This is a genomic window from Rhizobium redzepovicii (assembly GCF_019793435.1).
GTDB lineage: Bacteria > Pseudomonadota > Alphaproteobacteria > Rhizobiales > Rhizobiaceae > Rhizobium > Rhizobium redzepovicii.
In genome coordinates this window covers 355,103-376,074 of record NZ_JAILYH010000004.1, presented here as the reverse complement: position 1 = coordinate 376,074, position 20,972 = coordinate 355,103, and the positions used below count along the sequence as shown (strand labels likewise).

Genomic DNA, 20,972 nt, shown 5'->3' with positions numbered 1-20,972 from the left:
CTCTCCTGTATTTTTGTAGCCTGGCCTATTTCAGGCCGGAGCCGGCGATGCCTGTGGTGATGAAACGCTGCAGGAAGACGAAGATCAGCACGACGGGGATCATCGAGACGACGGTCATGGCGAGGATATAGTGCCATTGCACATTGAGCTCGCCGGCATAGACGTTGAGGCCGACCTGCAGCGTATACAGTTCCTTGCGCGAGAGCACGATCAGCGGCCAGAGGAAATCGTTCCAGCGCCAGACGACCGAGAAGATCGCCAGCACCGCAAGCGCCGGCGCCGACAGCGGCAGGATGATGCGCCAGTAGATCTGCCATTCGCTGGCCTTGTCCATGCGTGCGGCGTCGATCAGCTCGTCCGGGATGGTCAGCATATATTGGCGGAGCAGGAAGACACCTGTGGGGGTGGCGACCGTCGGCAGGATGACGCCCCAGAGGCTGTCGAAAAGGTTCAGTGTGCCGATGACGGAATAGAGCGGCACGACGATCACCGAGAGCGGCACCATCAGTGTCGCCAGGATCATCAGCATGACGGCGGTGCGGCCGGGGAACTGGTATTTCGACAGCGCGAACGCGGCCATGGAATTGACGAGCAGCGTGATCGCCGTCGCCACAACAGTCACGAAGACGGAGTTGCGCAGGAACAGGAAGAAATCGAAGCGCTGGAACGGTTCGGTGTAGTTGCCGGCAGCGAATTCCACCTTCCGCACCGAGGTGCGGTCCTTGATGTTCGCCTTGACGATCTCACCCGGCTGTTTCGGATCGACCATCTGACCGACAATGCCGATGCGGCGGACTTCGGCGAGCATCCGGCTGCTGCCGTCCGGCATCGTCACGTTATAGAGCGGCAACGGCTTGTCGTAGCCCGGCACGACTGCCTGTTCGGTGACATAGGGCAGGAAGGACGGCGGGAATTCGGCAAGGGCGGCCGGCGTCTTGAACGAGGAGAAGACCAGCCAGACGGCCGGACCGAACATCAGGAAGACGCCCGAGATCAGCCAAATCCAGGTGACCACGTCGGTCCAGTGCCAGCCGCGGCCGCGGCGGCGAAGGAGAAAGGTGCCGACAGCACTCATTGGCGTTTCCCCTTCTTCTCGTTGCGGCTGCTTGCGGCAAGCTGAATCAGCGTCAGAATGACGAGCACGATGCCCATGAGGATCGAGGCGGCCGAGGCAAGCCCCGGATTGCGCAGCGAACTCGCAAAGCCGGTCTCGTAAATATACTGGGTGATGTACATGGTGCTGGTGCCCGGCCCGCCACCGGTCAAGACGAACACCTCGTCGAAGATCTGCACGGCGCGGATCAACGCCAGCACCAGGACGACGATGAGGTTTGGCATCAGGAGCGGCAGGGTGATGCGCCGGAAGATGCGGGTGGGGCTCGCCTTGTCCATCGCCGCCGCCTCATAGAGATCCCTCGGGATTGCCTGCAGACCGGCGAGCAGGATCAGCGCGTAAAAGCCCATATGCGCCCAGACAGAGACGAAGACCGCGAAGAAGAAGGCCCAGAAACGATCGCTGAGCCAGGAGAAGGGCTCGAAGCCGAAGGGGCTCAGCGCATAATTCAACAGTCCCTGGCGCTGCAGGATCCATTTCCAGATCAGGCCGACGACGACGGGCGAAAGAAGCACGGGGAAGAAGAAGACGGCGCGCCAGAAGCCGCGATTGGAAAGCTCGCGATTGAGGATCAAAGCCGTCGCCAGCGCGGCGACCAGCATCGCCGAGACCTGGAACACAACGAAGACGGCAGTGTTGCGCACGGCCGCCCAGAATGTGTCGGCAGCGCAGGTCGAAGGGTCGAGATAAGAACCGCAATCAAACAGGATGCGATACTGCTCGGCGCCGACATAGGTCCTGTTCGGCAGGAAGATGGCGCCGCCGCTCGTCGTCGAATAGATGAAGTTGATGACCAGCGGCAGGAGCACGAAGACCGTAAAGATCAGCATGTTGGGCGCCAGGAAGACGCCCGCCATGCCGTTCAGCCCGGTCAGCTTCTGCCAGCCGCGCATGGGAATATCGACGATACCCATGAAGAGCCGGACAGGTGCCGAGAGCGCCTGCCGCAGGCCGGCTTTCGCCGGCGGTTCGGAAGAAACCGTCTTTCCCGCCATCTATTCGTCCGTCAGTTGGCGCCGACCTTGGCCTTGATGTCCTCGTCGATGCGGGCATAGGCGTCAGCGAGCTTCATTTCGCCGGCGATCACCTGGCTGATGCGGGCGACGATGGCGCTGTAATAGGCATCCGACCACTTCCAGCCCGGAAGCTTCATGGCCGGCGCCGCCGTCTGACCGGCCGCGGCGACGAAGGCCTTCAATGCCGCCTGCACATGCGGATCGTCGGTCTTGAAGTCCATCTGGCCAGCGGCGACATCCTTATGCGCCGGAATGAACAGGCTGCGCTCGGCGAATTCCTTCTGCACGTCGACGCTCGCTAGGTAATCCATCACCTTGGCGACGTCCTTGGGGTTCTTGGTGTATTTGACGGCGACGAGACCCGCGCCCCCCTGCATGCCGGTGCAGGCCGCCGTGCCACAGGGGCTTCCGGCCATGACCCAGTCGAAACTGTCGCCGATCTTCTGGGCGAAGCCGGAAATCTGCCAGCTGCCGGAATAATAATAGGCAAGGCCGCCATTGATGAAATCTTCGGCGGCGGCGCGATAGGTGGTGCCGGCAGCGCTGACCCAGACATCCTTGTTGACGATGCCCTCCTCGTTCCACTTGACGAAGCGGCTGAGGAATTCCTTGGCGCCCTGATCGATCGGCGCCGGCTTGCCGTCGGCGGCGATATAGTTGGCGCCATAGGAAATGTTCGGGCCGGAGACGCGATGGCCGGAGCGGTCGATCGCCATGGCGAAGACCTTCTGGCTGTCGGCGACCTTCTTGGCGGCCACTGCCCAGTCGTCCCAGGTGGCCTTCGGGCCAGGAATTTCGACACCGGCCTGATCGAACAGCGTCTTGTTGACGAAGCCGCCGGTCAGGGTGATCTGCGTCATGAAGCCGGTAATGGCGTTCGAGCCGTCTGGACGCATCCAGTCAGCCTGGGCGCCGAAGTTGTCGTCCCAATATTTCGCATCGGCAAGGAGCGGGCGTAGATCGAGCCAGTGCTGCGCCTGCGCCTTCAGATTGGTGACGCGGGCTATGTCAGGCCCCTTCCCGGCTTCGAGCTGCACCGGCAGCTGTTCCTTGACGACGTCGTAGGAGACTTCGTCGAGGATGACGTTGACGTCGGGATTGGCCTTCGAGAAGCGCGCCAGCAGGTCCTTGATGACAGCGCCTTCGCCGCCGTCGGAATACCACATGATACGCACGTCGCCGGCATGGGCGGCAACGGAACTCAAGAGAACCGCAGCCAAGGCCGCGCCGATCGATTTCATTCTGGTCATTTTCTCCTCCTCCTGACGGATGAATGCGTTGCCCGGCCGGGTCCTCCACCTGCCGGGCATGTCGTCTATGAGGCCGCGCGCCGAGGCTGCCTGCCTGGTATCTCAAGATGTACCGCGTCTCCCCGCACCGACCAGTCCGACGGGCGAAGAATGCGGCCTTCAGCGCGCACGGTGCCGTCCTCTTCGAAGACGATCTGACCATAATCCGGATCGATGACGATCAATGCGCCCTCAATGTCGCGGCGGGCCGCGAACGTGGCGAAACGCGCCCGCATGCCGTCGAGGCCGCCCTCGCGCCCACAATCGGAGAGACGGACGATCCAGCAGCCCTTGCGGCCGGACAGGCGCAGCTCGACATCCGTCGTCGGGCCGTGTTTCACCGGTTCGAGCGCGCCATTGCCGATCAGCATCGCAAGCCCGTTGCCGGCGCGGGCGAGCGCCAGATTGCCATCGACCACCGTGTCGTCGAAAGCTTCGATTGGGAACCAGGCATGAGTGAAATCCGGCTGGCCCTCGTGGATGTCGAAATCGAGAATGGCGAGATCACGATATTGATGGACGCGCGGCAGCGTTCCGCAGCCACCCCAGAAGCTCGGCCGGCCGTAACCGAATTGAATGGTCTCGCCGGGATGATTGATCCAGACCTGCGCTTCCGGCCGGTCGCCGAGGCGCAGGTGCAGCACCGTCTCCTGATAGCCCCATGCGCCAGGGCGATAATGGGCGATGGTGCCGAGCGCGGTGTCGCGCGTCTTGTAGTGATAGAGGGCGGCAAAACGGTTCTCGCCCTGGGAAAAGGTCCATTCCTGCGCGTCGTCGGCGTCATGCGCGGCGATCGCGGCAAGGGATTCGGGGAAATGCAGGCCGTGGTCGCGGATGCAGACGGCAAGCTGCGGCAAAGCGTGGACGCGCCGGCCATACCAGCCGCGGCCCCAGAGCAGCCGGGCGATGCCCGAGAGTTCGACCGAGCGGCCGGGACGCAGCGTATGTTCGTAGGAGCGGCCCTGGCTGCCGGTCAGCATGCCGTGATGGGCCGAACGGGCGACGATCTCCATCAGGCGGACGATGCTGGCATTGGCGCGAGCGCGGATCATCTCATCGGGCGCGCAGGCGGCAAGCGCCGTCAGGCCCTTGAGGTCGATCGGGAAATAGGGAACGGAATTCCACTCGGCCATTTCCCAGCGCTCGAAATGATCGAGCCAGGCGCGGACGCGCTCTTCGCCGACCTTCATCTGCTCGGCGCCGGTGCGGCCGGAACGGATGAAGACGGCGTCGGGGAAAAGCCTGCCGCCGAGATAGGCGGCGGTATGGAAGAGCAGCGCGTGGTTTTCCGAAAAATACCACTGAACGTCGTTGCCCGGCTCGTCCATCCAATAGCGGTAATTGAGAACGGCCTGCTCGATCCTGCCACGCAGTTCCGCTGACAGCAGATCGCTCCAGCGCGTATAGGCAAAAAGCAGCGGCACCAGCACGAAATCGGCGCAGTCGTGGCAATCCTCGATGACCGGCAGCATGGCCGAAATCATTGACTCGGTCTGCTCGCCACCCTGCCCCAGAGCCAGACGCGCAAAAGCACAGACCGTGTCGGGCTCGGAATGGGCGGCGACTTCGGCAAGCGCCTCGGCAACGCGGTCTTCCAGCACAGCCGGCGCTTGCCCCTGGCGCTGGGGATGACAGATCTCGACGCCGAGCGTGCGGCCGACCGACAACTCGCCGGTTTTGAAGGTGATGCGGAAATGGCGGAAATCGGCGGGCATATCAGCCGAGGTGCCGAGTTCCAGCTTGGTTGCTCCCGCTTCCAGCGCGAAGTCATAGTCGAAGCGCTCGACCGACATGAAGTCACCTTCGATCTCGACATGACAGCTCAGCGCCAGTGGCAGCGGCGCGGGAAACAGGATCGTCACATCCTGGCCGAGATAGGCGGTGCGGTCGAAGCGCATGCCTTCGAGGATCGTCTCCAGCGCATCCGCAGCAGCGGCGGCCACCGGAACGGGGACAGCGGTTTCGACCTCCGGCCCGTCGAGATAATCCAGCTGGAAATAGAAGCGGGCGTCACGCTCGGCGAGATCGTCGAAATAGATGCTGATCTCGTTGAGGCCGGCTGAAAGTTCGACCTCGAAGATCTGCTGGGCTTCCAGATTGCGCTCGTAAGGCGCCATGAAGCCCTGCTCGCGGCCGTTGACGAAAAGGATGGCGCCGCCGCAGGTCGACAGGCGAAGCGTAGCAGATCCGGCCGTGCGGGCATCGAGGAAGGTGCGCGCCCAGCAGCCGATGCGCGTCGGGCGAAACCAGAAGCCGGAAAGATCGACGCGCGGCGAGGCAAAGGGAAGCCACCAGCGGATGGGTTCGAAGTCGTCGGTCGGTTGTGGTCTTTGGCCGGAGAATGATTTTTTGAATTCGGTGCGGCAAGGATATTCATGCGGGATGAAGTTCTTCGTCTTGGTGACGAAGAAAAACGGATCCATCCTGCCTTCCATCGGCCGGTCGGCGACATCGTAGCGCTTTTGTGAGAGGTGGCCGAGCTGCCAATAGACGATCTGGGTCTGTTTGCCGGTGGCGCGGCGAAGATGGGATTTATCAGCGGTCATGTTTCAACTCGCTCGAGCCCTGAGACGTTGGAAACGCCGACGCGTGGATGACGGTCAAGCCGCATCTTCAAAGCCTCCCTGCTCTGCCGCTTGTCGCGGACTCCTCATGTGCAATTGTGCATAGGCATTCCGTTTGCGCAATCTGAAAGATTTTTGCATAAGAGTAGGTGAACGAGGAGAACGACATGTCAGCGGAGGAGAAAAAAGGCAGGCGCACACGTCTCGACGACATCGCCGCCCGCTGCGGCGTCTCGATCAGCACAGTCTCACGCGCCTTGGCGGGCGAAAAAGGCGTCCGGCCGGAGATTCGCAAGCTGGTACTGGAAACGGCAAGCGCGGTCAGCTACGCCCTGCCGGCGAGCGTCGCCGGCAAGAAGGTTATGCTCGTCGCCTCCGGCGCGGCAATGATCGACTATGTCCGCAACCAGTTCACGCTCCATGTGCTCGAAGGCTTGAATGCCCGCGCGGCCGCCCTCGGCATCGAACTGGCGATGCGCCCGGTGGCCGATAAGGCCGATGAAGCCCGTGTCGTCGCCGAGATGCGGGACGACCCAGGCTTTGGCGGCATGCTGATCCTGACCGTCGACGAGGAAGATATGCTGGCGGCAGCCGCCGGTCTCGGCAAGCCCGTCGTGCTCGTCAACAGTGACGATCCCTATATGCGGCTTTCCAGTGTGACGCCCTGCAACCGCTCGGCCGCCTTCATCGCCGCCGAGCGGCTGATCGAGGCCGGGCACCAACGCATCCTGTTCATGCTGCGCCCGGGACGGCGGACGATCGAGCGGCGGCTGGAGGGCTGGCGCGATGCCCTGCAGCATCACGGGCTGCAGGCCGATGCCGATCTGGTGCTCGAGGTCGACGACTGGCTGCCGGAATTGGCCGCCGAGGCGGTCACCCGCCTCGTCCGCGACAAGGGTCTGTCCTTCACCGCCATCCTGACGGCGGGCGACAGCCTCGCCAACGGCGCCGTGCGCGGATTGCAGGCGATGGGGTATGCCGTGCCGCAAGATATCTCCGTCATGGGCATCGACGACCTGCCGCAATCGGCCTTTCTCAATCCGCCGCTCTCGACAGTGCATATTCCTATGCGCGAACTCGGCGCCACCGCGCTCGATCTGTTGCGCGACATGATGCTCGGCCTGGCGACGCCGCGGCGGCGTGTCGAGCTTTCCTGCCATCTCGTCGAAAGAGGCAGCGTCGCGGCCGTCAGCGGCGCAGCAGCGCGAAATATCAGGCCTCGATAAAGCTCGCTTCGAACAGTTCGCGGGCATAGGCATCATGTGTCACGCCGGCCTGCAGATCCTGTTTGGTGAGTTCGTCGACGAAACAGCCGTTCTTCATGATCAGCACCCGGTCGCACATATGGGCGATGACCGCGAGGTCGTGGCTGACGAGCAGATACGTCAGTCCCTTTTCGTCACGCTGATCAGCCAGCAGGTTAAGGATTTCGGCCTGGACGGAGACGTCGAGCGCCGATGTCGGCTCGTCGAGAAGCAGGATGGGCGGCGAGAGGATCAGCGCCCGGGCGATCGCCACGCGCTGCCGCTGGCCGCCGGAAAGCTCATGCGGAAAACGATTGGCGAAGCTTGCCGGCAGGCCCACCTGGATCAAGGCCTTTTCGACCTTCGACCAGATCTCCGAATGGCCCATGGCGCGCAGCGGTTCGGCCAAGGCGGTGCCGATGCGATGTCGCGGATGCAGGGATCCATACGGATCCTGAAACACCATCTGGGCAAATTTCAGCTCCTCGCGGGAGCGATGCTTGCCGATCGGTCTGCCGCCGAGCTCGATCTGACCGGTCCACCCGGCCTCCATGCCGGCGAGGCAACGCAGCACCGTCGACTTGCCGCAGCCGGATTCGCCGACAATGCCGAGCGTCTCTCCCTGCTTGACCTGAAAACTGATGCCCCTGACGACATGGTTGCTGGACTTGCCGGAGGCAAAGACGACATTGAGGTCGCGGACATTGATCATTGCGCCGTCTCCAGATCGAGTTTCGCCCTGTCGAGAACCGCCAGCCGGCGCACCGGGTTCTTCGGGTCCGGCAATGCGGCTATCAGCCCGCGGGTATAGGGATGGCGGGCCTCTTCCAGACTGGTCAGCGTCTCGACGATACGGCCGGCATACATGACGATGATCCGCTCGCAGAAGGCCGCCACCATGCGAATGTCGTGGCTAATCAACAGCAGGCCGGAATTGTGCTCGCGCACCAGCTCATCGAGCAGCAACAGCACGTCCTTGCGGACGCTGACATCGAGCGCCGAGGTCGGTTCGTCGGCAATGACCAGCTTCGGCCGCGCCAAGAGCATCATGGCGATCATCACGCGCTGACCCATGCCGCCCGATATCTGATGGGGATAAAGCGCCATGACCCGATCCGGATCGCTGATGCGCACACGCTCCAGCATGGCGCGGGCGGCGTCTTGCGCCGGGGCCTTGCCGAGACCGAGGTGAAGGCGCGCGGCCTCGGCGATCTGCTTGCCGATCGAGAGCACCGGATTCAGCGAATAACGCGGATCCTGCATGATCAGCGCGATGTCCTTGCCGCGAAGCGCGCCCATCTGCCGCTCGCTCTTTGACAGCAGGGGATCGCCGCCGAGATCCAGGCGTTCGGCGGAGACCACCGCTGCCGGTGGCAGCAGGCGCATGATGGCGCGCCCCGTCGTCGATTTGCCGGAACCGGATTCTCCGACGATGCCGACCCGTTCGCGCCCGACGTCGAAACTGACATTGGAAACGGCGGGCACGGCGCCGCGGCCGAAGCGGACGGTCAATCCTTTGACGGAGAGAACGGGTTGAAGATCACGATCTCTCATTTCACGATCTGGCATGGCGGGGATCCAGAATGTCGCGCAGAGCATCTCCGGCGATGTTGAAGGCAAGGCTGGTGAGAAGGATGGCGATACCCGGCATGACGGCGACCCACCAGTAATCCAGCATGAATTTGCGGCCGTTGGAGATCATCGCGCCCCATTCCGGTGCCGGCGGTTGCGCGCCAAGGCCGAGAAAGCCGAGGGAAGCCGCCGTCAGGATGATGCCGGCCATATTGAGGGTCAGGCGAACGATGACCGAAGGAACGCACATCGGCGCAATATAGAAAAGAAGAATGCGGATCGGCGAGGCGCCGTAAAGGCGGGCGGCGACCACGTAATCGGCGTTTCTGACGACAAGGGCCTCGGCGCGCGCCAGCCTGGCGATCGGCGGCCATGCGGTCAGCGAGATCGCGATGATTGCCGTGGTCAGGCCGGCGCCGAGTGCGGCGGCAAAGGCCAGCGCCAGGATCAGCGACGGGAAAGATAGGACGATATCGGTGGCGCGCATCAGCAGCGCGTCAGTGCGGCCGCCGAAGAAGCCGGCGACGACGCCGATCAGCAGGCCGATCGGACCGACGATTAGGGAGATCGACAGCACGGTCTGGATGGTGATGCGCGTGCCGAAAATCAGGCGGCTCAGAATGTCGCGGCCAAATTCGTCGGTGCCGGCCCAATGCGCCAGGCTCGGGGCCTGCAGGGCATCGCCGAGCGATTGCACGACCGGATCATAAGGCGCCAGAAGCGGCGCGAAGATCGCGATCAGGCACAGCAGGCCGAGGATGACGAAGCCGGCAAGGCCAAGCGGTTCCGCAGCCAATTTGCGGCCGGCGCGCGCAAACGAGGCCGCGACGCGGGTCGAGACACTTGGTGGGCGGATCTGAATGTCAGTGCGGATGGCGTCGCTCATCGGGCCGCCTCCCGCATGCGCGGATCGAAGACGGCATAAGCCACGTCGGCGAGGAAGTTTAACAGCATGAAGATGAATCCCACGATGATGGTGCCGGCCACGATGGCGTTCATATCGCCGATCATGAGGGCGTTCGTCATGTACTGGCCGATGCCCGGCCAGGAGAAGACGATCTCGGTGACGACAGCGCCTTCCAGCAGCCCGCCATAGGAAATCGCCAGGATGGTGATCAACTGCACCGCGATGTTCGGCAGGACGTGGCGCCAGATCGTGCCGAAGGGGCTCACACCCTTGGCACGGGCGGCGATGACATAGTCCTGGCTCAACTGCTCCAAGGTGAAGCTGCGAGTCATGCGGGTGATATAGGCCATCGCCGCATAGGCGAGGATGATGGCGGGCAGAATGATATGGCCGAGCGCATTCCAGAAGATTTCCGTCTCGCCCTGCAGCAGGCTGTCGATCAGCAACAGGCCGGTCTGCGGCGTGACGAGGCCTTCATAAAAGACATCGATCCTGCCGGGCCCGCCGACCCAGTTGAGGCCGGCATAGAAGATGACCAGCCCGACGATGCCGAACCAGAAAACCGGGATCGAATGCCCGACGAGGGCCACCACCCGGGCTATCTTGTCGATGAAGCTGTCGCGAAACAAGGCCGCGACCAGGCCGAGCGGCACGCCGACGAATGTCGAAATGATCACCGCCAGCGTCGCCAGTTCGAATGTCGCCGGAAATGCCTGGGCGAGGTCTGAGGAGACGGGATTGCCGGTGAGCACGGCAGTGCCGAAATCGCCATGCGCCAGCCCGTTCAGATAGAGGAAGAACTGCTGGTAAATCGGCAGATCGAGCCCGAGGCGGGCCCGCATCGCCGCATAGGCGGCGGGATCGGCGAGCTCGCCGACGATCGCGCCGACCGGATCAGTGGGCAGGACGCGGCCGATCACGAAGGTCACACAGAGGAGAATGAACAGGCTGACCAGCAAATGCGCCAGGCGTCGGCCAAATTCGGCTACGGAGAGTTCCTTCATGATCGGCTGTCCTCCCGAGTCTTACTGGGTTTCGACCTTGGTTACGTTCTCGAGACGCGTCATTTGAGACGGATGTCCGACATATCCCTGGACCTTGCCGGTCAGGACGATCGGCTCAAAGCGCTCGAACATCGGCAGCACCGCCGGCTTCTGTTCGACGAACATCTTCTGCATCTGCACGTAGAGTTCGCCGCGCTTCTTGGCGTCCGGCTCCATCGATGCTTTCGCCGTCAGCGCCGTCAACTCGGGAATATCCCAGGCCGACCGCCAGACGAAATTGCCGGCATTGTTGGCCTCTTTCGAGTTGTCGGGATTTGAGGAAAACTGCTCCATCGAGCCGAGCACGTTCGGCATGTAGGCGCTGGTCTGCGGGATCAGCAGATCGAAATCCCGGGCGCGATGGGCGGCGATGATTTCCGAACCGTTGCCCTGCTGGATGTCGATCTTGATGCCGACCTGGGCAAGGGAAGCCTGAATGGCGGTGGCAAGATCGATGCGCGGTGTCTGGGCGATTGTCTTCAGCGTCAGCGAGAAGCCGTCCTTATAACCCGCCTCTGCCAGCAGCTGCTTGGACTTCTCGACGTTGAGCTGCCAATCCGGGCTCGGGATAGCATATTCGAAATTCTCCGGCACGGGCACGGTTCTCGCCCGTCCGTAGGGGCCCATAATCGTCTTCTCGATGCCCTTGTAGTCGATGCCGTAGGCGATTGCCTCGCGGACCTTGGGGTTGGAGAGGAATTGGTTGCCGGCATTCATCGACAGCACGTAGAAACCGCCTGTCGGAATGCGCTGGATGGCAAAACCCTGCTTGGCCTGGAATGTCGCGAGATCGGAGGCTGTCAGCGCACTGGCAATATCGATATCGCCGCGCTCCAGCATCAGCCGCTCGACCTGGCTTTCCGGCACATGGCGGACGATGACGCGACGCATCTTCGGAGCGCCGTCGACATAACCCTTGTTGGCGTCGAGAATGACCAGCTCGTTCGGAGACCAGCGGTTGAGGGTGAATGGACCGGAACCGGCCGAATGCGTTCGCATCCAGGCATTGCCATAGTCATTGTCGACGGCGTGGCTTTCGACCTCGACGCTGTCGACCACGCTGGTGGTGGTCGTCGTCAGCCGGTAGAGCAGAAGCTCCGCCGTCACCTGGTCGGAAAGATCGATACGCACCGTCTGGTCGTCGACCGCCTTGACGAGCTTGTCGACATTGTTCTTGTCGTAGCCGACGCGCTTGAGGTTGGCGGCTGCGGCCTGATCCATCTTCAAGAGCCGCCCCAGCGAATAGACGACGTCCTTCGAAGTCACCGGGTTGCCGGACGCGAAATTGGCCTTGCGCAGCGTAAAAGTGATGCCCTTGTCGTCAACCTTCCAGCTTTCCGCCAGCTGCGGAAGGATCTTGCCGTCCGCCGTGCTGGCGACCAGCCGGTCGTAAAGATTCGACATGATCTCAACGGCTTTGCCCTCGGTCGCCTGCTGCGGATCGAGGGACAGAACCTGGGCCAACGACGTTCCCATCACCAGCTGGTCTTGCGGCGTCGCAGCCTGCAGCTGCGGGGCAGCCATGGTCAGGGCGCCGAAAACGGCGCCGAGGAACAGGCCTTTAGAAAAATGCTTCATTGTCACTCCTCCATGAATTACTATAGAAGACATATTATGTCGACCGTATGTCGTATTATGATCTATCGAAGTCAGATACGATTGACAAGGCCCGAACGGGAGACTTGAGTGCAATGGGATTGGGGAACAGAAAATGACGACACTCGGCCGTGGCCGGCAAAGACTGGCGCAGCAGGTCATCGATCAGCTGCGGGCGCAGATCGAGGCTGGCATGCTACGGGTCGGTGACCAGCTGCCGACCGAGCCGCAGCTTGAAGCGACCTTCGGCGTCAGCCGCACCGTGGTGCGCGAGGCGATCGCCGATCTCAGGTCGGCCGGCTTCGTCAAGCCGATCCAGGGCAAAGGAGTGTTTGTCGCGGATCCGAAATCTCAATCGGTGCTGCCATTGACGCCGGTGGAAATCAAAAGCATCCCCGAAACCCTTGAGTTGCTGGAGTTTCGCATGGCGGCCGAGGGTGAAGCGGCGGCGATTGCCGCCTATCGCCGCACCGCCGAGCAGGAGGCGGCGATCCGTGAGGCCAACCGCCGGATGGCGAACTTGATCGAGACCGGGCAGCAAACGGTGGAGGCGGATTACGCCTTCCACATGGCGATCGCCGCCGCCACCAACAACCGATTCTATGTCGATGTGCTGCGCCAATTCGGCCCCAAAGCGATCCCCCGCGGCCAGTTTCCGACGCTGCCGGAGGCCAATGACCGCGACTATCTGCAAAAGGTCTATGCCGAGCATGTCGAAATCCTGTCGGCCATCGCCGATCAGGATCCGGAGCGCGCCCGCCAGGCGATGCGTGCGCATATGATGGCCAGCCAACGTCGCTATCGGATGCTCTCCGAGCAGCAATAGGGCTCGACTCTCTTCGAAATTCATATTATGTCATATGACATTGTGTAATTTCGAAAGAGACTCAAATGTATCTGGGAACACAGGTCGCCGCGCGGGATGACGACGATTATCGTATCTTCGCGCAACTGGGTGTGAAGCATATCAACGCCGATCCGCCGGGAGAACCGAGCAGTTGGACGCTTTCAGACCTCGAGCGCCATCGCGACAAGGTCGAAAGCTTCGGCCTGATCCTCGACATGATCCAGCTGCCGCTGCCCTCGCAGCCGATCGAGAAGGCGTCCTATCCCGATATTCTGCTCGCCGGCCCGGAGCGCGACAGGCAGATCGACGCCGTCTGCAAGCTGATCGAGAATACCGCAGCGGCCGGCATTCCGGCGGTGAAATACAATCTCAACCTGATCGGCATTCCCCGCACACCCGATGAGCCGGGACGCGGCGGCTCGATGAATGCCAGCTTCCGCTGGGACAAGACCGATCAGCAGGCAGCACCCGGTCTTGCCGGCGTTCTCTCCGAAGACGAAAACTGGGAACGGATCGACTATTTCCTCGAACGGGTCGTGCCGGTCGCCGCAAGCAACCGCGTCAGGCTCGCCTGCCATCCGCATGATCCCTATACGCCACCCGGCTTTCGCGGCGTCACGCGGGTGCTCGGCACCGTCGAAGGCCTGAAGAAGTTCGTGCTGATGCGGGAAAACCCCTATCACGGCCTCAATTTCTGCCAGGGCTCGATCGGCGAGATGCTGGAAAGTCCCGGCAAGGAGATCGACGACGTCATCCGCTGGTTCGGTGAGCGCAACAAGATCTTCAACGTCCACTTCCGCAATATTCGCGGCGGCAAGCTCTCCTTCATGGAGACCTTCCCCGACGAGGGCGACATGGACATGGTCCGCTCGGCCAGGATCTACAAGGAAGTGGGCTTCAAATACATGCTGATGCCCGACCATGTGCCGACCGTCAGCGGCAAGGACCCTTCCGCCACCGCATTCGCCTATTGCTACGGCTATATCGCGGCCCTTCTGCAGACGCTCGAAAGCGCCTGAGACCGCCAATTTCAACAGCTAAGGAACAGGACTTCATGATGAACCCGATTGAATTGAAGAAGGCCGTCGGTAGTGGTCTCCTCTCGTTTCCGGTGACGCATTTCGACGATCAGCTCACATTCGACGAGCCAAAATACCGTCGTCATGTCGAATGGCTTTCGGGGTATGACGCGGCTGCGCTGTTTGCCGCCGGCGGCACGGGAGAGTTCTTCTCCCTCAATCCGGCCGAAATCCCTCAGGTCGTCCGCGCCGCCAAGGCCTCGGCCGGCAAGACGCCGATCATCTCGGGCACCGGTTACGGCACATCGCTCGCCATCGAAATCGCCAAGGCGGCGGAAAAGGCCGGCGCGGACGGATTGCTGCTTTTGCCGCCCTACCTGATGTTTGCCGAACAGGCCGGCCTGATCGCACACGTGAAGGCAGTCTGCCAATCGGTTGGCATCGGTGTGATCGTCTATAACCGCGACAACGCCGTCCTGACGGCCGAAAGCATCGCGCGGCTCGCCGACGAATGCCCGAACCTGATCGGCTTCAAGGACGGCGTCGGCGATGTCGACAAGGTCATCGAGATCACCACCCTGCTCGGCGACCGTCTGGTCTATGTCGGCGGCATGCCGACCCACGAGGTCTATGCGCAAGCCTATTTCGCCGCCGGCGTGACGACCTATTCCTCGGCCGTCTTCAACTTCGTCCCGGCGCTGGCCCAGCGCTTTTACGGCGCCCTTCGCACCGGCGACCAGGCAACCGTCGATGAAATCCTGAAGAGCTTCTTCTTCCCCTTCGTCGCCTTGCGCAACCGCAAGAAGGGCTATGCCGTCTCGATCATCAAGGCGGGTCTTCGCGTCCTCGGCCAGAACCCCGGCCCGGTTCGCCCGCCGTTGACGGACCTCACCCCGGAAGAGCTGACACTCTTGGAAAAGATCGTCCAGGCCAACGGCGTCTCGCGGATCGCGGCGGAGTAGTCGCGGGTTACCTTTTCAACGACAAAACCGCCGGGCTTGCTCGGCGGTTTTGTCGTTGTCAGCCATCCGTTAAATCACGCCCACAGCCTATCGCACAAAACGCGCGCAGCAATCAAAGCGCCACGCCACTGCCGCGGTCGAAAACATGCACCTGGTCGCTGGCGATGCTTGCCTCGAACACCGCGCCGTAGCGGGCGGGGTATTCACCGTCGACGATGGCGGTCACCTGCTGGCCGGCGAGATCGAAGACCACATGGGTCTGGGCGCCTGTGGGTTCCACCAGCATGGTGCGGCCGGCAAGCGGCGTGCCGGCCGACAGGCCGGGAACGAGATGTTCGGGGCGCAGGCCGATGGTGACGGCCTGGCCGGGCCTGACCCGGCGGTCGGGCGCAATAAGGATCGCTGTGCCGTCTTCGAGGCGGGCGGCGGGCGCGCCGTTTTGACCCTCCACCGTGCCGTCGAGCATATTCATCGCCGGCGAGCCGATGAAGGCGGCGACGAAGAGGTTGGCCGGCTTTTTGTAAAGTTCGAGCGGCGTGCCCGACTGCTCCACCCTGCCCTGATTGAGCACGACAATGCGGTCGGCGAGCGTCATCGCCTCGATCTGGTCATGGGTGACATAGATCGACGTCGTCTTCACCTTCTGGTGCAGCGTCTTGATCTCCGAGCGCATCTGCACGCGCAGTTTCGCATCGAGGTTGGACAGCGGCTCGTCAAACAGGAAGACGGCCGGATTGCGCACGACGGCGCGGCCCATGGCGACGCGCTGGCGCTGGCCGCCGGAAAGCTGGGCCGGCTTGCGGTCGAGCAACTCGGCAAGATCGAGCATGCGGGCAGCCTCGGCAACGCGGGCCTCGATCTGGGGTTTGGCAACGCCGGCGAGCTTCAAGTTGAAGCCCATGTTTTCGGCGACCGTCATATGCGGATAGAGCGCATAGGACTGGAAGACCATGGCGATGTTGCGCTCGCGCGGTGTCATCGCGTTGACGATATTGCCGCCGATCGCGATCTCGCCATCGGTGATTTCTTCCAGGCCGGCGATCATCCGCAGCAGCGTCGACTTTCCGCAGCCGGACGGACCGACCAGGGCGACGAATTCGCCATCCTCGATATGAAGCGAAATGCCGTGGATAACGTCGACGGCGCCATAGGCCTTGGTTACATCGTGCAGTGAAACGGATGCCATGATTGCAACTCCAATAGTTCGGCTCAGGACTTGACGGCGCCGGCGGTCAATCCGGCGATGATGTGCCTCTGGGCGACGAAGAAAACGATGATTGTCGGCAGGATGGTCAGGGTGATGAAGGCCAGCACCAATTGCCATTCCGTGCCGTATTCGCCGCGATAGACCATGATGCCGAGCGGCCAGGGATATTTCGATTCCGAGTTCAGCATGATCAGCGGCAGGATGTAGCTGTTCCAACTGCCGACGAAGGAGATGATGCTGACGGTCGCGACGATCGGCCGGGAGAGCGGCAGCGAGATATGCCAGAAGAAACGGAGATAGCCGCAGCCATCGACGAAGGCCGCCTGAAACAATTCTTCCGGAAGGTTGCGGAAATAGTTCCGGAACAACAGGATGCTCATGCCGAGGCCGAAGGCGACCTGCGGCAGCACCACACCCCAATAGGTATTCAGCAAGCCGAGATCGCGGATGCGGATGAACAGCGGCAGGATCGCGGTCGCTGCCGGAAACATCAGGCCGAGCAGGAAATAATTGAGCAGGAAGGACGAACCGAAGAAGCGCACATGGGCAAAGGCGAAGGCCGCCATCGACGAGACGATCAGCGTCAGCAGCACGGTGAGCGCTGCAATGATCAGCGAATTGCCGATCTGCAGCCAGTAGCGCTCGCCGAACAGAATGTCGGTATAATTCGCCCACTGCCATTCCGTCGGCAGGCCGAAGGGATTGGTGCGCAGGTCGCCCAGCGTCTTGAAGCCGCCAAGCGCCGTCGTCAGCAGCGGGATCAGCACGATGGCGGCAATCAGGGTCAGCGACACGTAGAGGTAGATGCGGGTCGATGCGCGCATGCGGATGGAAGAGCTCGTATCAGTCATGGCGCATGAAGATCCTTTTGTAACCGAAGGCGAGCGTTACGCAGATGATGAAGAGCACGACGCCGACGGCGCTGCCGAGACCCACCTGCATGCGCATGACGCCATAGGTGTATAGAAAGGTGACCATTGTCTGGGTGGAGTTGGACGGGCCGCCGCCGGTCAGCGGCATGATCATGTCGAAAAGCTGCAGCGAACCGACGACGGCGAAGAAGATGGACAGGCGCAGGGTCGAACCGAGCAGCGGCAGCGTGACATAGCGGAATTTTTGCCAGCCGGTGGCGCCATCGATTTCGGCCGCCTCAAGCACGCTCTTGTCGACCGATTGCAGCCCTGCGATAAACAGCATCATGTGAAAGCCGAAATATTTCCAGACGATGACACCGAGCACGGCATAGATCGCCAGGTCCTTGTCGGCGAGCACATAAGGATTGGCGAAGCCGAAGAAGTTGGAAATGGCGGCAAACAGGCCGTAATCGCCATCATAGACGAAGCGCCAGATCAGGCCGGCGGCAACGTCCGCCAACACATAGGGCAGGAAGAAGATCAGCCGATAGCCGACGACGCCCGGAATGCGGTGGGCGAGCATGGTCGCAAGCCAGATGGCGAGCGGCACCTGGATGCAGATCGAGATGACGATGATCAGGCCGTTATTGACCAGCGCCTGGGTGAAGGCCGCATTGCGGAACAGGACCTGGAAATTGCGGAGTGCGATGAACTCGGTCGGCGTGCCGTAGCCGTTCCATTTGTAGAGGCTGTACCAGGCCGCCTCGCCCATCGGCATGATGACAAAGAGCGTGAAGAGCAGCAGCGCCGGCGGCAGAAACAGCAAGAGCACCGCCAGCCGGTCATGGGCGACCGAACTTCTGCTGTTTGCGGCTCTTCGTGCCGGCCTTGCGGCAGTCGTTATCGAGGGAACTGAAATATTGGCCATGGTCCTGCTTTCGTTCGTCGGCAGCAATGCCGGCGCTCCACTGGATCTGGAGCGCCGGGAAGGCTCTGCGGGCGCCGGTTATTGTTCCAGCTCGAAAGCGTCCTGGATCATCTGGGCGCCGTCCTTGGAATTCATCTGGCCGGAGACGATTTCCACCGAGACGTCGTTGACGACACGGCCGACGGCCGCACCGAGATCCTGATCGAAGAAGTTCTGATGCCAGGTCGAACCGGCAAGCTGTTTGGCCGATTCGGCCAGCAGCGGATTGACGACGCCGTCATCGGCGCCGACGGCAACGGGAAGCAACATGCCGGCCTTGGCCATCGCCCGTTCATTCTCCGCGCTCGTCAGGAAAGCGAGGAAATCGATCGCTTCCTTGGAGGCCTTCTTGGTGACGGCCCAGCCGTTCAGGCCGCCGAGCGTATCGGTCGGCTTGCCGGCGCCGCCCTCGACCGTCGGGAAGACGAAACGGCCGATATTGTCCGGTGCCAGCCCCTTGCCGTCGCCGGCATTCTTGCGCTGGTTGGCCTCGGTGGCCTCAAAGCCGAGGATCATCGCCGCCTTGCCGTCACCGAAAACGCCGAGCGTCTGCGGCCAGGTGGCGCCGAGATAACCGGGCTGGAAAGGCTCGAGCTTGCCGAGTTCGGCAAGGTCGTCACCGGCCTTGATGATGGCGGGGTCGAGGAAGCCTTCGCCCTCGCCGTTCTTGGCGGCGTCGAAGACCTTCTGGCCGCCTTCGCGCATGACGAGATAGCTCCAGTAGAAATGGATCGGCCATTTCTCGCCGCCGCCGCCGGCAATCGGCACGATGCCGGCCGCCTTGATCTTCTTCACCGCAGCGAGGAAATCAGCCCAGGTCTTGATGTCTTCGGCCTTGACGCCAGCCTTGGCAAACAGCGCCTTGTTGTAGAAAAAGCTGACCAGACCGACCTTGTAGGGAATAGCCCAGGTCTTGCCCTCAAAGCTCAGGCCGTCGACCGAGGCCGGCGTGTAGGCCTTGCGCAGCTTGCCGCCATCGGCATCGAGCGCTGCCGTCACATCCTGCAGCGCGCCGGTCTCGGACTGCTGCTTCAACACGCCGCCGCCCCAGCTGAAAAAGAAATCCGGCACGTCGTCGGATTGCAGCAGCGTGGGAAGCTTGGCCTTGAAGGCCTCGTTTTCGAGGAACTGCATCTGGATGTCGACGTCCGGATGCTGGGCTTCGTATTTCTTGACGATGTCTTCCCAGGCCGCGACGTTCTTCGGGTCGAGCTCGAGATGCAACCATTTGACCACCGTCGTCGCGGAGGCAGCACCCGCACCCGCCAGCAACATGCCGGCTGCCGCGGCCATGGATACGATGCGCCTGCCGCCGAAAGCGGCGTTCTTCAGCATAAAATTCATGATTTTCCTCCCAGGGGACCTATCCTCACAATTTTTCCCCAATGCGGATTAATTCACCGGAGCTTTTGCCGGATGTCAACCCAATTGCCGCTATTTTTACCAAATGTGCTTGACAGGTCCGTGGGATTGCCTGCTATTTATTTCGTAACCCGTTAAAAATATTGGCTTCCGCCCAACGAACGATGCCGGCTAGTTTTTCATGAAGACCGCAGATCCAGAATTGATGCGCGCGATCAATCGCTTGAACGTGCTCGACACCATCCGGCGCCATGGTCCGATCTCGCGCATCGAGATCAGCGAACGCACCGAACTCTCGACCACCACGGTTTCCGCCATTACCGCCTCGCTGCTCGACGACGGGCTGATCCTGCCGCGCCACGAAGGCGATATCCGCAACGAGGCGGTGCGCGGCAGGCCGCGTGTGGCGCTGGAGCTCAATCCCGACGCCGCCCGCGTCGTCGGTGGCAAGATCGCCGCCAACCGGATGGTCTTCGTCGTCACCAATTTCCGCGGCGACGTGCTGTCGAAACTCGCTTTGCCGATCCGCCTCGACCGGCAGCCGATCGGCGTCATCGCCGATCTGGTCGAGGACGGCGTGCGGCGCTGCGTCGTCGATGCCGGGCTGTCGCTCGAAGATGTCGACAGCGTCTGCCTCGGCTTTCCCGGCGTCATCGAGCACCGCACCGGCTACATCAGAAGCAGCCCGATCTTCCGGGACACCAATGTCGATTTCGCCGCCGAGATGTCGACGCGGCTGTCGACGCCGACCATCGTCGAAAGTGACGCGCATGCCATCACGCTTGGCCATCACTGGTTCGGCAAAGCGCGCGATCTCGAGGATATGGTATTGATTTCATTGGAGCAGACGCTGGGCCTCGGTGTGCTGCACGGCAACAGCCTGTTCCGCGGCGCCGGCGGTCTCAGCCACAATCTCGGCGACCTCGTGCTCGGCATGGGGCCGAATGGCGTGGTGCGGCTGTTCAGCCAGGCCGGCGAAAGCGCCATCCTCGGCGAACAGCAGGCCGACGGGCGTTTTGCCGAAGCGATCCGGCTCGGGCGCGGCATGACTCATGCCCAGGCCCTGATCAAGGCCGATGACGACCGGCTGATCGGCGCCGCCATCCGCGCCGGCGAAGCGGTGGGATTGACCATCGCCAATATCGTTACGCTGTTTGCGCCGCCGCGCGTCATCCTTGTCGGGTCGAGCCTGGCGCTCGGCGAACCCTTTTTGAACAGCCTGCGCGATGCCTATGCGCTTGCCATTCCGCCCTCACTGAAGGGCGTGAGCGAACTCGTCTTCGACGATTCGAGCGATGATTTCTGGGCTCAGGGTGCCGCTGCGGTGGCGCTCTACGAACTCTACGAATCGCCCTGGAGCACCACCGGGCCGGCACTCTGACGGGTGTCACAATCACGATCAGATGGAG

At 62.2% G+C, this 20,972-nt stretch carries 18 protein-coding genes; 5 read left to right on the top strand and 13 right to left on the bottom strand.

Annotated features, from left to right (window positions below; translation table 11 throughout):
- Positions 1–25: 25 nt before the first annotated feature.
- From K6N12_RS08940 to K6N12_RS08925, 4 genes are all read right to left on the bottom strand, one after another.
- Positions 26–1,075: a carbohydrate ABC transporter permease gene (locus K6N12_RS08940; protein WP_097625441.1), complete on the bottom strand. Its 1,050-nt coding sequence runs from the start codon at positions 1,073–1,075 to the stop codon at positions 26–28.
- Complete coding sequence (locus K6N12_RS08935; RefSeq protein WP_097625440.1) at positions 1,072–2,109, bottom strand: carbohydrate ABC transporter permease; 1,038 nt, start codon at positions 2,107–2,109, stop codon at positions 1,072–1,074. Before K6N12_RS08935 ends, K6N12_RS08940 begins: the two co-directional genes overlap by 4 nt.
- Before the next feature lie 11 nt (positions 2,110–2,120).
- Entirely contained in the window at positions 2,121–3,380 is a 1,260-nt protein-coding gene (locus K6N12_RS08930) for an ABC transporter substrate-binding protein (RefSeq protein ID WP_097625439.1), read from the bottom strand.
- Positions 3,381–3,445: 65 nt separating this feature from the next.
- The gene (locus K6N12_RS08925) at positions 3,446–5,965 is read right to left on the bottom strand and encodes a hypothetical protein (RefSeq protein WP_131710886.1); all 2,520 of its coding nucleotides are present in this window, start codon (positions 5,963–5,965) and stop codon (positions 3,446–3,448) included.
- Between the two features lie 185 nt (positions 5,966–6,150).
- Here K6N12_RS08925 and K6N12_RS08920 point away from each other — a divergent pair, with 185 nt between their 5' ends.
- Positions 6,151–7,209, top strand: a complete 1,059-nt coding sequence (locus tag K6N12_RS08920; protein ID WP_097625437.1) for a LacI family DNA-binding transcriptional regulator — start codon at positions 6,151–6,153, stop codon at positions 7,207–7,209.
- Here the strand turns inward: K6N12_RS08920 and K6N12_RS08915 are convergent.
- The 5 genes from K6N12_RS08915 to K6N12_RS08895 are packed head-to-tail and all read right to left on the bottom strand — an operon-like array spanning position 7,196 to position 12,327.
- Positions 7,196–7,939 carry an ABC transporter ATP-binding protein gene (locus K6N12_RS08915; protein ID WP_097625436.1) on the bottom strand — a complete coding sequence of 248 codons (744 nt, stop codon included), beginning with the start codon at positions 7,937–7,939 and terminating at the stop codon, positions 7,196–7,198. The genes K6N12_RS08920 and K6N12_RS08915 overlap by 14 nt on opposite strands.
- The gene (locus K6N12_RS08910) at positions 7,936–8,781 is read right to left on the bottom strand and encodes an ABC transporter ATP-binding protein (RefSeq protein WP_097625435.1); all 846 of its coding nucleotides are present in this window, start codon (positions 8,779–8,781) and stop codon (positions 7,936–7,938) included. The genes K6N12_RS08915 and K6N12_RS08910 overlap by 4 nt, the downstream gene beginning before the upstream one ends.
- A gap of 1 nt (position 8,782) precedes the next feature.
- A complete protein-coding gene (locus K6N12_RS08905; RefSeq protein WP_097625434.1) occupies positions 8,783–9,685 on the bottom strand; it encodes an ABC transporter permease in 903 nt (300 codons plus the stop codon).
- Entirely contained in the window at positions 9,682–10,710 is a 1,029-nt protein-coding gene (locus tag K6N12_RS08900; RefSeq protein ID WP_054183148.1) for an ABC transporter permease, read from the bottom strand. The genes K6N12_RS08905 and K6N12_RS08900 overlap by 4 nt, the downstream gene beginning before the upstream one ends.
- A gap of 21 nt (positions 10,711–10,731) precedes the next feature.
- Positions 10,732–12,327 (bottom strand): ABC transporter substrate-binding protein, encoded by a 1,596-nt coding sequence (locus K6N12_RS08895; protein WP_097625433.1) that lies wholly within the window; start codon positions 12,325–12,327, stop codon positions 10,732–10,734.
- Positions 12,328–12,460: 133 nt separating this feature from the next.
- Here K6N12_RS08895 and K6N12_RS08890 point away from each other — a divergent pair, with 133 nt between their 5' ends.
- From K6N12_RS08890 to kdgD, 3 genes are all read left to right on the top strand, one after another.
- The gene (locus K6N12_RS08890) at positions 12,461–13,171 is read left to right on the top strand and encodes a FadR/GntR family transcriptional regulator (RefSeq protein ID WP_097625432.1); all 711 of its coding nucleotides are present in this window, start codon (positions 12,461–12,463) and stop codon (positions 13,169–13,171) included.
- 65 nt (positions 13,172–13,236) lie between these two features.
- Positions 13,237–14,211 carry a mannonate dehydratase gene (locus tag K6N12_RS08885; protein WP_097625431.1) on the top strand — a complete coding sequence of 325 codons (975 nt, stop codon included), beginning with the start codon at positions 13,237–13,239 and terminating at the stop codon, positions 14,209–14,211.
- A gap of 35 nt (positions 14,212–14,246) precedes the next feature.
- Entirely contained in the window at positions 14,247–15,173 is a 927-nt protein-coding gene (gene kdgD / locus K6N12_RS08880; RefSeq protein WP_097625430.1) for a 5-dehydro-4-deoxyglucarate dehydratase, read from the top strand.
- 112 nt (positions 15,174–15,285) lie between these two features.
- Here the strand turns inward: kdgD and K6N12_RS08875 are convergent, their stop codons facing one another.
- The 4 genes from K6N12_RS08875 to K6N12_RS08860 all read right to left on the bottom strand — a co-directional run bounded on the left by K6N12_RS08875 (position 15,286) and on the right by K6N12_RS08860 (position 19,545).
- Positions 15,286–16,359: an ABC transporter ATP-binding protein gene (locus K6N12_RS08875; protein WP_097625429.1), complete on the bottom strand. Its 1,074-nt coding sequence runs from the start codon at positions 16,357–16,359 to the stop codon at positions 15,286–15,288.
- Positions 16,360–16,382: 23 nt separating this feature from the next.
- Entirely contained in the window at positions 16,383–17,231 is an 849-nt protein-coding gene (locus K6N12_RS08870; protein WP_097625428.1) for a carbohydrate ABC transporter permease, read from the bottom strand.
- Positions 17,224–18,162: a carbohydrate ABC transporter permease gene (locus K6N12_RS08865; RefSeq protein ID WP_097625471.1), complete on the bottom strand. Its 939-nt coding sequence runs from the start codon at positions 18,160–18,162 to the stop codon at positions 17,224–17,226. The genes K6N12_RS08870 and K6N12_RS08865 overlap by 8 nt, the downstream gene beginning before the upstream one ends.
- Before the next feature lie 78 nt (positions 18,163–18,240).
- Positions 18,241–19,545, bottom strand: coding sequence for an extracellular solute-binding protein (locus K6N12_RS08860; protein ID WP_097625427.1), 1,305 nt, complete (start codon positions 19,543–19,545; stop codon positions 18,241–18,243).
- A 199-nt stretch (positions 19,546–19,744) separates the two neighbouring features.
- Here K6N12_RS08860 and K6N12_RS08855 point away from each other — a divergent pair, with 199 nt between their 5' ends.
- Complete coding sequence (locus K6N12_RS08855; protein WP_097625426.1) at positions 19,745–20,944, top strand: ROK family transcriptional regulator; 1,200 nt, start codon at positions 19,745–19,747, stop codon at positions 20,942–20,944.
- Positions 20,945–20,972 lie beyond the last annotated feature (28 nt).